General features: G+C 63.9%; 10 protein-coding genes. 8 read left to right on the forward strand and 2 right to left on the reverse strand.

Features of this window, described 5'->3' with window-relative positions; all coding sequences use genetic code 11:
* Nucleotides 1-158 precede the first annotated feature (158 nt).
* The 4 genes from V3H56_RS01735 (at nucleotide 159) to V3H56_RS01750 (ending at nucleotide 7,030) form a co-directional block, all read left to right on the forward strand.
* Nucleotides 159-3,788: a DUF2339 domain-containing protein gene (locus V3H56_RS01735; RefSeq protein ID WP_338474143.1), complete on the forward strand. Its 3,630-nt coding sequence runs from the start codon at nucleotides 159-161 to the stop codon at nucleotides 3,786-3,788.
* Nucleotides 3,785-5,161 (forward strand): DUF3999 domain-containing protein, encoded by a 1,377-nt coding sequence (locus V3H56_RS01740; RefSeq protein ID WP_338474144.1) that lies wholly within the window; start codon nucleotides 3,785-3,787, stop codon nucleotides 5,159-5,161. Before V3H56_RS01735 ends, V3H56_RS01740 begins: the two co-directional genes overlap by 4 nt.
* A gap of 258 nt (nucleotides 5,162-5,419) precedes the next feature.
* Nucleotides 5,420-6,430 carry a class 1 fructose-bisphosphatase gene (locus V3H56_RS01745; RefSeq protein WP_042730856.1) on the forward strand — a complete coding sequence of 337 codons (1,011 nt, stop codon included), beginning with the start codon at nucleotides 5,420-5,422 and terminating at the stop codon, nucleotides 6,428-6,430.
* A 3-nt stretch (nucleotides 6,431-6,433) separates the two neighbouring features.
* Entirely contained in the window at nucleotides 6,434-7,030 is a 597-nt protein-coding gene (locus V3H56_RS01750; protein ID WP_338474145.1) for a DUF924 family protein, read from the forward strand.
* Between the two features lie 123 nt (nucleotides 7,031-7,153).
* Here the strand turns inward: V3H56_RS01750 and V3H56_RS01755 are convergent, their stop codons facing one another.
* Nucleotides 7,154-9,046 (reverse strand): methyl-accepting chemotaxis protein, encoded by a 1,893-nt coding sequence (locus V3H56_RS01755; protein ID WP_212803291.1) that lies wholly within the window; start codon nucleotides 9,044-9,046, stop codon nucleotides 7,154-7,156.
* A 283-nt stretch (nucleotides 9,047-9,329) separates the two neighbouring features.
* Between V3H56_RS01755 and V3H56_RS01760 the strand changes: the two genes are divergently transcribed.
* The gene (locus tag V3H56_RS01760; protein WP_042730859.1) at nucleotides 9,330-9,584 is read left to right on the forward strand and encodes a lipoprotein; all 255 of its coding nucleotides are present in this window, start codon (nucleotides 9,330-9,332) and stop codon (nucleotides 9,582-9,584) included.
* 48 nt (nucleotides 9,585-9,632) lie between these two features.
* Nucleotides 9,633-10,202, forward strand: coding sequence for a lipocalin family protein (locus V3H56_RS01765; RefSeq protein ID WP_047736157.1), 570 nt, complete (start codon nucleotides 9,633-9,635; stop codon nucleotides 10,200-10,202).
* Between the two features lie 120 nt (nucleotides 10,203-10,322).
* On the opposite strand, the gene V3H56_RS01770 is transcribed toward V3H56_RS01765, so the two are convergent.
* On the reverse strand, nucleotides 10,323-11,687 hold the full coding sequence (locus V3H56_RS01770) for a formimidoylglutamate deiminase (protein WP_338474146.1): 1,365 nt from the start codon (nucleotides 11,685-11,687) through the stop codon (nucleotides 10,323-10,325).
* Between the two features lie 143 nt (nucleotides 11,688-11,830).
* On the opposite strand from V3H56_RS01770, the gene hutC reads away from it, so the two are divergent.
* On the forward strand, nucleotides 11,831-12,541 hold the full coding sequence (hutC, locus tag V3H56_RS01775; RefSeq protein WP_172679745.1) for a histidine utilization repressor: 711 nt from the start codon (nucleotides 11,831-11,833) through the stop codon (nucleotides 12,539-12,541).
* On the forward strand, nucleotides 12,538-13,107 hold the full coding sequence (locus V3H56_RS01780) for a HutD family protein (protein ID WP_338474147.1): 570 nt from the start codon (nucleotides 12,538-12,540) through the stop codon (nucleotides 13,105-13,107). Before hutC ends, V3H56_RS01780 begins: the two co-directional genes overlap by 4 nt.
* Nucleotides 13,108-13,223: the final 116 nt, after the last annotated feature.

The following is a 13,223-nucleotide window of genomic DNA, read 5'->3' on the forward strand; positions in this document are numbered from 1 at the left end:
TCGCGAAGGCGGTATGCCAGGCAATATCGTCATTGCCTGACACACCGCCTTCGCGAGCAAGCCCGCTCCCACATGAGATGGTGTGGTTTTCACTGGATTGAGCCAGGCACCGCATCGCCCCGGTTATGCCCGCAACGGGCCGCTTAGGGATATCGACCATGCAATGGATCTTGACGCTGTTAGGCCTGGCACTCGGCTGGGTGGTGGATGAGTCGTTCGCCGACGCGCTGATAGGCGCGCTGGTGGGGCTCGGCATTGCCCAGGGGTTTCGCCTGAGCCGCCTGGCAGCCCAGGCGGCCGAACAGCAGAACCTGCTGCGCAAGACCCAGCAGGTCCTCGACACGCTGGAGCAGCGCCTGGCCCTGTTCGAGCACAATCGCGCCCCGGTGCCGAGCGAACCGGCCGCGGCGCCGGCGCGGGAAATCATCGTGGCCCGGGTGCCGGAGCCCGAGGTTAAGGCCGAACCGGAGCTGGTCTGGGAACTGCCTGCTGATCTCGAACCCATTTCCGCTCCCGCGATGGCTGCCGAGGCCAGCCAGCCGTTGCCCGACGATGTCTGGACGCCTGCGCCCGTCAGTCGGCGGCAAGACCGCCCAGTGGCGTCCGAGCCCGTGGAGCCGGTCATCGCGCAACCGGCGGCGCCCCGTGGGCCGAACCTCATCGAGCGGGCCTTGGCGGGCGCGCGCAACTGGCTGTTCGGCGGCAACACGGTGCTGCGGGTTGGCGTGGTGCTGTTGTTCCTCGGCCTGGCGTTCCTGCTGCGCTATGCCACCGAAGGCATGGTGGTGCCCATCGAGCTGCGGTATGCCGGCGTTGCCGCCAGTGCCCTGGGCCTGCTGGGCCTGGGCTGGTGGTTGCGCCAACGCAACAATGGCTATGCGTTGATGCTGCAAGGCACCGGGATCGCGGTGCTCTACCTCACGGTGTTCGCCGCCATGCGCCTGCACCCGCTGCTCGACGCCAAGGCGGCCCTGGGCCTGTTGGTGGCGGTCACGGTGTTCTCGGCGATCCTGGCGGTGACCCAGAACGCCTTGGGCCTGGCGGCCGCCGCCGCGCTGGGCGGGTTTGCCGCACCGATCCTGACATCTACCGGCAGTGGCAATCACGTCGCACTGTTCAGTTATTTCATCCTGCTCAATGCCGGCATCCTGGCGATCGCCTGGTTCAAGGCCTGGCGCCTGCTCAACCTGATCGGTTTTGTCGGCACGTTCGGCATCGGCATCGCCTGGGGGCTGCGCTCCTATACACCGGAACTGCTCTTGAGCACCGAGCCGTTCCTGGTTGTCTTCTTCCTCATGTACCTGGCGATCGGTTTGCTGTTCACCCGGCGCAAACTCCGTGAGATGAGCGACGCCCCCGCGGACGGCAGCCGTGAAGCCTTGCTGCGCTGGTCGGCGCACAAGGGCGATTACGTCGATGGGACAATGCTGTTCGGGCCGCCGCTGGTGGGCTTCGGCCTGCAATTCGTGCTGGTCCAGCACCTGGAATTCGCCGCCGCTTTCAGTGCCCTGGCCCTGGGCATGATCTACATGGGCCTGGCGCGTGTCCTGATGGGCGGCCGTGCGTTGTTGCTGGCCGAGACGTGCCTGGCCCTGGGGGTGATTTTTGCCAGCCTGGCCATTCCCCTGGGCCTCGATGCCCGTTGGACATCGGCGGCCTGGGCGGTGGAGGGCGCGGGGATCTTCTGGTTGGGCCTGCGTCAGCAACGACCCGTCGCCCGTGCCTTCGCCCTGTTGTTGCAACTGGGCGCGGCGCTGGCGTTCGTCAGCGAACTGCGCGGCGGCGCAAGCAGCCTGCTCGACGGCGCGCCGTTGGGCGCCCTGATGTTGGGCGCTGCCTTGCTGTTTACCTTCTACCAATTGCGCCAGGCCGAACCACAGCAGGCCTCGCCCTGGGAGCGTCAAGGCTTGCCGGTGCTGGCCGTTTTGGGGCTGGCTTTCCTTTATCTGTTAGCGCCGCTGTTTTTCTTTGCCCACGGCACGGCCATCGCCTGGGCCCTGGCGGGGCTGGCAACGTTGTTCGTGGGCTTGCGCCTGCACTCGCGCAGCTTCCTGTTCACCGCGTTTGCCGTGCAACTGCTGGGCGGTGCGCTGTTCCTGATGCGCCTGCAAGGCGCCGAGGGTGATTCAACGGCGGTGTTCAGTGCCGGCTGGAGTGGTTTGCTCAGCGCCTCACTGATCGGCCTGGCCTTGATTGGCGGCATGTTGCTGGCGGCGCGTGACGACATGGTGCGCAACGATGTACGCCTGCTGCGTGGGTTGTCGGTGGTGTTGTTGGCAGGGTTGGTGTTGATCAACCTCGCCGTGCTGTTCGTCCTGCCGTGGCAAACGGCGAGCGGTGTGTGGGCCGCCAGTGGCCTGTTGATCATCTGGCTGAGCCTGTACCTGAAGCAGCGCGCCAGCTTTGTCTTCGGCCTGTTGTTGCAATTGCTCGGTGGCGCGGCGTTTCTCACGGCGGGGCCGGCATTGCTCGGGCCGCTCGACGCCGAGGGCCTGCGTCCCCTGGCCCATGGCGGGTTCTGGACGCCGCTGGTATTAGGGTTGGCGGCGCTGGTCGGCGCCTGGCGCTTGCAGCGAGGGCAAGCGGCGACGGTGTTCGAGGCCTTGAGCCTGCGGCGTTTGTCCGAGCTGCTGCTGGTCTGGGGCGCCGGTTGGTGGGCGTTGGCTTGGGTCAGCGAAGTGCTGCGGTTCGCCCCGGCGCACCTGTCGGGCAACCTGCTGCTGGTGGTCGCGGCTGCCAGTGTCGCGGTGTGGGCCTTGTTGTCGCTGCGCTTGAAGTGGCCGGCGCTGGGCGTGCTCTGCACCTTGCTGATTCCGGCGGCGGGCTGTGTGCTGTTGGCGAGCTGGCACACCCGCTATCACCCAGCCGCGGAGTTTGGCTGGCTGGCCTGGCTGGCGGTGTTCGCCGTGCATTTCCTGTCTCTCAAGCGCCTGGCGCCGACGCTGCCAGCCCAGGTTCGCAGCACCGCCCATGTGCTCGGCGCCTGGCTGCTGATCGGCGTGCTGGCGCTGGAGTTGCGCTACGGTCTGCTGTTGCTCTCCGAAGCGTACAACGCCTGGCGTTGGCTGGGCTGGGCGATCCTGCCGAGCCTGTATCTGGTGCTGATGGCCTCGCCGCGGGCCTGGCCATGGCCGGTGGCGGCCCAGCCGCGTGAATATCGTCTCTATGCGGCGGCGCCCCTGGCGCTGTTGATGCTCGGTTGGTTCTGGCTGGCGAACACCTTCAGCGACGGCACGGCGCAGCCCTTGCCTTATGTGCCGCTGCTCAATCCGCTGGAACTGGGCCTGCTGTTTGCCTTGTTCGGTGTCTACGTGTGGGCGCGCAGCGCGGTGGCGCAATTGACGCTTCGTTGGGCCCATGCCGAGCATGTCGCCCAGTTGCTCGCCGGGCTGTCACTGTTCGCGTTCTTCACCGCCGTGGTGATGCGCAGCGCTCACCACTGGATCGGCGTGCCGTTCGAACTGGACGCCCTGCTCGACTCCATGTTCGTGCAGGCCGGGCTGTCCATCGTCTGGACTCTGATTGCCCTGGGCCTGATGATCGGCGGTCACCTGCGGCATCGCCGCGAGGTCTGGCTGGTCGGCGCGGCATTGATCGCGCTGGTGGTCGCCAAGTTGTTCTTTGTCGAGTTGAGTAACCGCGGCGGTCTGGCGCGGATCGTGTCGTTCATCGGTGTGGGCGTGTTGCTGTTGGTGGTCGGCTACTTCGCGCCGCTGCCACCCAAACGCTCGGAAGCGGTCGAATCGACCGAACCGCCAATACCTGTCAGTGAGGGAGTGTCATCTTGAGTCGCACGTTGAATCGGATCGGGCTGGGTGTGGTGGGGTTGTGGGTGGCTTTGTCGGCCACTGCCCAGGAGCAGCCGGCGGATTTTGCCCACCAGGTGCCCTTGGCCTTGAGCGGCGAGGGGCCGTGGTACCGCCTGCCATTGCCCCTGGACGTGCAACTGCAGGCGCGGCAGACCGACTTGAGCGACCTGCGGGTGTTCAACGCCGCCGGGCAGCCCCAGGCCTATGCCTTGGTGCGCGAGTCGGCCCAAAGCCGGGAAAACCGCACCCTCACCGACGTAAAGTGGTTCCCCCTGTACAACGCCGCCGATGACAACGAGCGCGCACCCAGCGTGCGGGTGCAATCGAATGCCAATGGCACGCTGGTAGAAGTCCAGCCATCCAGCCGCCTTGAAGCCGGTGAGGAAGAACTGCGTGGCTGGCTGTTGGACGCCAGTGCGATCAAGGCACCGTTGCAGCAGTTGATCCTCGACTGGACCAGCGAGCGCGACGGTTTCCAGCGCTTCACCATCGAGGCCAGCGACGACTTGCAGCACTGGCAGTCCTGGGGTGATGGCCAGGTGGCGCGCCTGACCTTTGCCGATGAGCGGGTCGAACAGCATGAGGTCAACCTGCCGGGGCAACCGGCGCGTTACCTGCGCCTGTTGTGGGATTCACCGTCCTCCGCACCGGTGCTGACGTCGGCCCAGTTGCAGAGCACCCGCCACGAGAGCCTGCCGTTGCCATTGGTCTGGTCGCAGCCTTTGGCCGGCACCACCCTCAAGGCCGGTGAATACACCTGGCAACTGCCCATGGGGTTGGAGATCGAGGAGGTGCAGGTCGAGCTGAGCCAGGCCAACAGCCTGGCGCCGGTGACCCTGGCGGGGCGGCGTGAAAGCAGCCAGCCGTGGCAACCGATGGGCAGTGGCCTGCTGTATCGCCTGACCCAGAACGGCCAGGATGTGCAGCAGAACCAGTTGCAGTTGTCTGGCCAGACCGTGCAGCAATTGAAGCTGACGGTGGACGAGCGGGGCGGAGGCCTCGGCACCGAAGCGCCGGCCCTGCGTTTTGCCGTGCGCCCGACCCAGGTGGTGTTCCTGGCGCGTGGCGAGGGGCCCTACAGCCTGGCTCTGGGCAGTGCGACGGTGAAGGCCGCGAGCCTGCCGCTGACCACCCTGGTGCCGGATTATCGCCCCGCGCGCTTGGCCGCCCTGGGTTCGGCGACCGTGAGCGCAGTGACCACCTCCACCACGGTGGCCGCACCGGCCGCCGCGCCTGCGCCAGTCGACCCCTCCTGGAAGAAAATCGGCTTGTGGGCGGTGTTGCTGCTCAGTGTGTTGTTCCTCGGGGCGATGGCGTTCAGCTTGCTGCGCAAGCCGCCGGTCAAGTCCTGAGGATGGGCATGACTGAGCACCGAGTCGCCTGATTCCCGAGCGAGCCCGCCCCACATTTGGCCCTGTTCGACAGGACAATTGGGTCGCCTGTGGGAGCGGGCTTGCTCGCGAAGGTGCTCGCCCCGGCAGGCAGGCGATCTGCAAGCCATCGTCACCCTGTGAACTCAATCCTCCTTATCCCGTCTCATAGGAGGAATTAAGTCCCGACTCGCGCTAAACTGCGCTGGTTTTTCCGCCCCCTATTCTTCGGAGCCGTCCATGTCCCGCGTTACCTTGAGTCGCTATTTGATTGAGCAGACCCGCAGCAACAATACCCCTGCCGATCTGCGCTTTTTGATCGAAGTGGTGGCGCGTGCGTGCAAGGAGATCAGCCACGCCGTCTCCAAAGGCGCCCTGGGTGGTGTCCTGGGCAGCATGGGCACCGAAAACGTGCAGGGTGAAGTGCAGAAGAAGCTCGACGTGCTCTCCAACGAGATCCTGCTCGAAGCCAACGAATGGGGCGGTCACCTGGCCGGCATGGCGTCCGAGGAAATGGACAACGCCTACCAGATCCCGGGCAAATACCCCAAGGGTGCCTACCTGCTGGTGTTCGACCCGCTGGACGGTTCGTCCAACATCGACATCAACGCGCCGGTCGGCACCATCTTCTCGGTACTGCGTTGCCCGAACGAATACCTGAGCCAGAACGAAGCCCTGAATGAAAAGGCGTTCCTGCAACCCGGCACCCAGCAGGTCGCTGCCGGCTATGCCATCTACGGGCCGCAGACCATGCTGGTGCTGACCCTGGGCGACGGCGTCAAGGGTTTCACCCTGGATCGCGAAATGGGCAGCTTCGTACTGACCCACGAAGACATCACCATTCCTGAATCCACCCAGGAATTCGCCATCAACATGTCCAACCAGCGCCACTGGGAAGCCCCGGTGCAACGCTACGTCAGCGAATTGCTGGCTGGCGAGGAAGGTCCGCTGAAAAAGAACTACAACATGCGCTGGGTCGCCGCGATGGTCGCCGACGTCCACCGTATCCTGACCCGCGGTGGCCTGTTCATGTACCCGCGCGACAGCCGCGAGCCGTCCAAGCCAGGCAAACTGCGCCTGATGTACGAAGCCAACCCGATGTCGTTCCTGGTGGAGCAGGCCGGCGGCGCTTCCACCGACGGCCACCAGCGGATCCTCGACATCAAGCCTGAAGGCCTGCACCAGCGCGTGGCGGTGTTCCTCGGTTCGAAGGAAGAAGTCGCCCGCGCCACGGCGTACCACAAGGAGTAAATCATGGCCGAGCCTTGGCAGCCGTTACTCGATTGGTGGTTTGGTTCAGCCCAGACGCCGGACGATATAGCGGCTGACAAGGGCAAGCTGTGGTTTGGCAAAGGCCATGATCGCCAGGCGCAAGAGCGCTTCGGCGATCAGGTCGAGCAGGCACTGGCCGGCGGATTGGTCGACTGGGCGCAACGCCCGGAAGGTTGGCTGGCCCTGGTACTGCTACTGGATCAACTCCCGCGGATGATCTATCGCGACACCCCTAAAAGCTTTTCCGGCGACCTGCGTGCCCAAGCACTGGTAGCCCAAGGCCTGGCGGCGGGGTTCGACCGACAACTCAAGTCGATCCAGCGCGTATTCATCTACCTCGTACTCGAACACTGCGAAAACCTCGCGGTGCAGAACGAAGCCGTGTCACGGTTTATCGACCTGGTTCGAGAACAGCCTGAAACGCAGCGGGCGGTGTTTGAAGACAACCTGGATTATGCCGAGCGGCACCAGAGGATCATTGCCCGGTTTGGACGGTTTCCCCATCGCAATGGGGTGTTGGGAAGGGAATCTACGGCTGAGGAAGTGGCGTTTCTGAAAAAGCCGGGGTCAAAATTCTGATTTTGCGGTGAGGCGGATGCCGCCTTCGCGAGCAAGCCCGCTCCTACAACTGATTGCGTTTCCTCTGACGGAACACGGTCAACTGTGGGAGCGGGCTTGCTCGCGAAAGGGCCCGCAAGAGCGCTAGATCCGGAAACTCCCCACCAACTGCTTCAACCGCGCTGCCTGCTGCTCCAGGTCCGAACAGGCCCGCAACGTGGCTTGCAGGTTTTCCACGCCTTCCTGGTTCAGCGTATTGATCTCGGAAATGTCGACGTTGATCGACTCCACCACCGCGGTCTGTTCTTCGGTGGCGGTGGCGACGGACTGGTTCATGCCGTCGATTTCACCGATACGCTGGGTCACGCTGCCCAGACGTTCGCCGGCCTGGTTGGCGATGCCGACGCTGCTTTCGCTCTGGCGCTGGCTGTCGGTCATGGTCAGCACCGCCTCGCGCGCGCCGACTTGCAGTTCTTCGATCATCTTCTGGACTTGCTGCGCCGAGTCCTGGGTGCGGTGAGCCAGGTTGCGCACTTCGTCGGCCACCACTGCAAAGCCTCGACCGGCTTCTCCGGCCCGGGCGGCCTCGATGGCGGCGTTCAGGGCCAGCAGGTTGGTTTGCTGGGAAATGCTGGTGATCACCTCGAGGATCTGGCCGATGTTCACTGTGTTGCTGTTCAGGGTCTCGATGTTGCCGCACGAATCGCTGATCTTGGCGGACAACTGCTGCATGGCGGTGATGGTCTTGTCCACCACATGCTGGCCTTCTTCAGCCAGGTTGCGCGCGTCGCTGGAATGCTGCGAAGCGAGCGCGGCGTTCTGGGCGATTTCCTGGGCGGCGGCGCCGAGCTGGTTGATGGCCGCGGCGACGCTGCTGGTGCGCGAAGCCTGCTGGTCGGAGTTGAACATCGAGGAATTGGACGCACTGACCACGCGCAGGGCAACTTCGTTGACCTGGCCGGTGGCCGACGCCACTTCGCGGATCGAGGTGTGGATGCGCTCGACGAAACGGTTGAACGACACGCCCAGTGCACCGAATTCGTCGTGGCCGTGGATGGTCAGGCGCCGGGTCAGGTCGCCTTCGCCTTCGGCGATGTCATGCATGGCGCGGCCCATGGTCAGCAGCGGTTGCATCAACACGCGGATCAGCATGCCCAGCAGGGCGATGATGAACACCACGGCGATGGCCATGGCGATCAGCGCCGAGGTGCGGAACTCACTGAGCATCGCCAGGGCGGTGTCCTTGTCCAGTACCAGCGCCACGTACCAGTCTGCGCCCGGCACGCCATTGACGCGGGTGAAGGAGATGAACTGGGTCTTGCCGTCGAGTTCGACCTCCTTCATGCCGGGGCTGACTTGCGGCGCACCGTTAGGGTAGGCCTCGGCCAGGGTCTTGAGTACACGCTTGCTGTCCGGGTGGATCAGGATCTTGCCTTCGGCGCTGACGATGAACGCATGGCCGTGGCCGCCGAAGTTCAGCGAGTTGATGATGGCGCTGACGCTGGACAGGTCGATGTCCGCACCGGCCACGCCGATCATCTGGTTCTGGCGCTGCACCGGAGTGGCCACGGTGATCACCAGTTTGCCCGATGAGGCGGCGATGTAGGGTTCGGTGACGATGGTCTGCTGGGCGCTGTTGGCGGCCTTGTACCAGCCACGGGCGCGAGGGTCGTAGTCGGCGGGACGGTTGCCGGCCGGGACCGAGAACATCACGCCGTCGGTGCCGCCGAAATAGCTGAGCTGGAAGTTGCCCGTGTAGGCCGGCAGGTCGACGGCGCGCTTGAGGCTGGCGGCGCTGTTGCCGTCGATGGCGATCTGCTGGGCCAGCGATTGCAGCAACTGGATGCGTCCTTCGACCCAGGTCTGGATGTTGCGACTGGTCAGGCTGCCGAGTTCCTGCATGGTGGTTTCGGTGCTGCTGTTCAGGCTCTGGCGCTGACGGTAGTCGTTGAACAGGATGAAACAGGCGAATGCAACGGCTACCACGAGGGCGGCAGCCAGCAGGATTTTGTGGCTGAATTTCATGTTTCTGGTCATTAAGAGCGCTACCGCAGAGGAGCTGGTCAGGAAGGGAGGCAATTTGCCATAACGCAGGGCTTTGCGCTGCTCTTTTTATCGGCCGGCGGGCGCCAAGGATCAGCGCTCGGTGCCGCGATCCCGACGAAATGGCCAACACCGTCACAAACTGATTGATTTACCGACGAAACGGCGCATCCGAGGCCAATAAATACTGGGGTTGTCGGGGAACCAGAAGAGGGTTTTCTCTTCTAAGGTTCTGGTTGGCACCCTAGCCACCCCCTTCCGTTCCAGGAGTTACACCATGTCACTGCGCTCTATCGCCCTGTTGTTCGTGTGCGTCGTATTGACGGCATGCAGCAAGGTCAACCAGGAAAACTATTCGAAGCTGTCAGCCGGCATGCCCAAGGCCGAAGTCGAAGCGTTGCTGGGGAAACCGACCGATTGCTCGGGCGCGCTTGGCATGTCCAGTTGCACCTGGGGCGACCAGAAAAGCTTTATCAGCGTGCAGTACGCCGGTGACAAAGTGTTGATGTTTTCCGGCCAAGGCCTGAAGTAAACCGGGGCTAGTGGCCTGTGTCGGCCGCTAGGTGCCTGCGGGAGAAAAATAATGCGGTTATTGTTAGTACTTTTAGCCGGCCTGGTTTTGGCTGGCTGTGCCACTTCTGGCGAAGACCCGTTGGCGCCCAAGACTGTCCACAGCGTCAACCTCAAGCGTTACCAAGGGACCTGGTACGAGTTGGCCCGCCTGCCGATGTATTTCCAGCGCAACTGTGCGCAATCCGAAGCCCATTACACCCTCAAGCCTGACGGCAACGTGGGCGTGCTCAATCGCTGCCTGACCTCGGACTGGCAGTGGGAAGAAGCCCGCGGCACCGCCACGCCGCAGGTGCCGGGCAAGACCGACAAGCTCTGGGTCCAATTCGACAACTGGTTCTCGCGGATCGTGCCGGGCGTGGCGAAAGGGCAGTATTGGGTGTTGTACGTCAGCGACGACTACAAGACCGCCATCGTCGGCGACCCGAGCCGCCGCTACATGTGGTTGCTGTCCCGCACGCCCACCGTCAACAGCGTCGTGCGCGAAGAGCTGCTGAGCAAGGCGCGCCAGCAGGGCTATGACACGACACGGTTGATCTGGCGAGCGTCGGATCGGCAGATGGCCAAGACGTCGGATTAACTACCTCCGAATAGCCAATGTGGGAGCGGGCTTGCTCGCGAAGGCGGTGTATCAGTCAACGGTTATGTCGACTGATACACCGCCTTCGCGAGCAAGCCCGCTCCCACATGTTTATTCGTGTCAGCCCAGCAGCTCGCGCAACACCTGGGTAAACGCCTGGGCGCTGTCCTCTTGGGCGGCGTGACGACCGTCGCGCACCACCCATTTCCCGCCCACCATTACATCGCGAACCTGGCGATCCCCGCCGGCAAACAGCCACCGATTGAGGATCCCGTCGCCCTGCGCGGTGGCGAGATACGGGTCCTGGCCATCGAGCACCAGCCAGTCGGCACGCTTGCCGACTTCGAGGGCGCCGATCGGTTGCCCCAGCGCCTCGGCGCCGCCTTCCAGCGCGGCATCGAACAAAGTCCGCCCGACCATCGGCTGATCCGTCCGATACAAGCGGTTGCGCCGTTGATCCCGCAGGCGCTGGCCATATTCCAGCCAACGCAGTTCTTCCACCACGCTCAATGACACATGGCTGTCGGAACCGATGCCCAGCCGGCCGCCCTGGGCGAGGAAGTCCACGGCCGGAAAAATCCCGTCGCCCAGGTTGGCCTCGGTGGTCAGGCACAGGCCGGCAATCGCCTGGCTCCTGGCCATGAGGCTGACCTCGTGGGCGTTGGCGTGGGTGGCATGGACCAGGCACCAACGCCGGTCCACCTCGACGTTTTCGTACAGCCATTGCAATGGCCGGGCGCCGCTCCAGCTCAGGCAGTCGTCGACTTCCTTCTGCTGCTCGGCGATATGGATATGCACCGGGCACTGGCGATCGCTCGCCGCCAGCACGTCGCGGATCTGCTCAGGTGTCACCGCACGCAGGGAGTGGAAGCACAAACCCAGGGCCTGGGTGGGTTGCCCGGCCAGGATCGGCTGCAAGCGTGACTGGAGTTTGAGGTAGTTCTCGGTACTGTTGATGAAGCGCCGCTGCCCGTCATTGGGCGCCTGGCCGCCGAAACCGGAATGGCTGTAGAGCACCGGCAACAACGTCAGGCCGATCCCGGCATCGCTGGCGGCCTGGCTGATGCGCAAGGCCAGTTCCGCCGGGTCGGCGTAAGGCGTGCCGTCGGTATCGTGGTGCACATAATGGAATTCGGCGACCGAGGTGTAGCCGGCCTTGAGCATTTCGATATACAGCTGCCGGGCGATGATGCCGAGCTGGTCGGGGCTGATTTTTCCGACGAGCCGGTACATCAGGTCGCGCCATGTCCAGAAACTGTCGTTGGGGTTGCCCGCCACTTCCGCCAGGCCGGCCATGGCGCGCTGGAACGCATGGGAGTGCAGGTTCGGCATGCCCGGCAGCAGCGGCCCCGCCAGGCGTTCGGCGCCGTCTGCGTGGGAATCGGCCTGGATATGGGTCAGCACGCCTGCCGCGTTGACCTCAAGGCGTACATCGTTGGCCCATCCACTAGGCAGCAGCGCGCGTTCGGCAAAGAAGGCGGACATGGTTCAACCTCATCGTGCGTAATTTGTATATACATATACAGACGTTTGCCTGGCCGGTAAACTCCGGCAAGCTAGCCTTCTTATTTGCAGAACAGGGAACCGCCGTGCCGACTCCGCCTGCCAAACCGCCGCTGGCCGCAACCATGGGTGACAGCCCGGCGCCCTTGTATGCCCGCGTGAAACAGATGATCACCCAGCAGATCGACAGTGGAAACTGGCCGCCGCACTACCGTGTGCCGTCGGAAAGCGAGCTGGTCAGCCAGTTGGGTTTCAGCCGCATGACCATCAACCGGGCCTTGCGGGAGATGACCGCCGACGGCCTGTTGGTGCGCATGCAGGGCGTCGGCACGTTCGTGGCCGAACCCAAGAGCCAGTCTGCCTTGTTCGAAGTGCACAACATCGCCGACGAGATCGCCTCCCGTGGGCATCGCCACACCTGCAAGGTCATCACCCTGGAAGAAGAGGCCGCCGGTTCCGAGCGGGCCCTGGCGCTGGACATGCGTGAAGGCCAGAAGGTGTTCCATTCGTTGATCGTGCATTTCGAAAACGATATCCCCGTGCAAATCGAGGACCGTTTCGTCAACGCGCTGGTGGCGCCGGAATACCTCAAGCAGGACTTCACCCTGCAAACGCCCTACGCCTACCTGAACCAGGTCGCGCCGCTGACTGAAGGCGAGCACGTGGTCGAGGCGATTCTCGCCGAGCCGAATGAGTGCAAGTTGCTGCAGATCGAAAAGGGGGAGCCGTGCCTGTTGATCCGCCGTCGTACCTGGTCGGGGCGTCAGCCGGTGACCGCGGCACGGCTGATTCATCCCGGTTCCCGTCACAGTCTGGAAGGGCGGTTTCATAAGTGAGCGACTTGAAGATCCTGCGCGCGGCGGATTACCCGCGCATGCCGTGGAAGAACGGCGGTGGCAGCACCGAGGAAATCACCCGCGATGCCGGCACCGGCCTGGAAGGTTTCGGCTGGCGCCTCTCGATTGCCGATATTGGCGAGTCCGGTGGTTTTTCCACGTTCGCCGGTTACGAGCGGATTATCAGTGTCTTGCAGGGTGACGGCATGACGCTGAGCGTCGATGGCCAGGCCACGCGGCCACTGCGGCCGCTGGATCCCTTTGCGTTCAGTGGCGAGAGCCATGTGCATTGCACCTTGCTCGGCGGGCCGATTCGCGACTTCAACCTGATCTACGCGCCACAGCGTTACCGCGCACGGCTGCAATGGCTGGGCGGCCAGCAACGGTTTTTCAGCGAGGCGCAGACGCTGCTGATATTCAGTGCGGCCCCGGGGCTGACGCTCAAAGTGGGCGAAACCACTGCGGGCCTGGGTCTTTACGACTGTTTGCAACTGAGCGGTAACACCGGGTTGGTGGAAGTCGCCACCCACGGCCAATGTTGTGTGATCGAGCTGACAGCTCACTAACACATCTTGCGACAGGGCTTTTGTGGTGAGGGAGCAAGCGCCCTCGCCACAAAGGCCCCTCACTGTTTCCTTCTACGCGCACCAACTTGTTACCGAATGCCCCAGCGTGGCGCAAT

The sequence above is a fragment of the Pseudomonas sp. MS646 genome, from assembly GCF_036693845.1.
In the GTDB taxonomy this organism is placed as follows: Bacteria; Pseudomonadota; Gammaproteobacteria; order Pseudomonadales; family Pseudomonadaceae; genus Aquipseudomonas; species Aquipseudomonas chlororaphis_E.

Coding starts and splice junctions, on each gene's coding strand:
- V3H56_RS01735 (WP_338474143.1), top strand. CDS start 159: ATGCAATGGATCTTGACGCTGTTAGGCCTGGCACTCGGCTGGGTGGTG.
- V3H56_RS01745 (WP_042730856.1), top strand. CDS start 5,420: ATGTCCCGCGTTACCTTGAGTCGCTATTTGATTGAGCAGACCCGCAGC.
- V3H56_RS01750 (WP_338474145.1), top strand. CDS start 6,434: ATGGCCGAGCCTTGGCAGCCGTTACTCGATTGGTGGTTTGGTTCAGCC.
- V3H56_RS01755 (WP_212803291.1), bottom strand. CDS start 9,046: ATGACCAGAAACATGAAATTCAGCCACAAAATCCTGCTGGCTGCCGCC.
- V3H56_RS01760 (WP_042730859.1), top strand. CDS start 9,330: ATGTCACTGCGCTCTATCGCCCTGTTGTTCGTGTGCGTCGTATTGACG.
- V3H56_RS01770 (WP_338474146.1), bottom strand. CDS start 11,687: ATGTCCGCCTTCTTTGCCGAACGCGCGCTGCTGCCTAGTGGATGGGCC.
- hutC (WP_172679745.1), top strand. CDS start 11,831: ATGGGTGACAGCCCGGCGCCCTTGTATGCCCGCGTGAAACAGATGATC.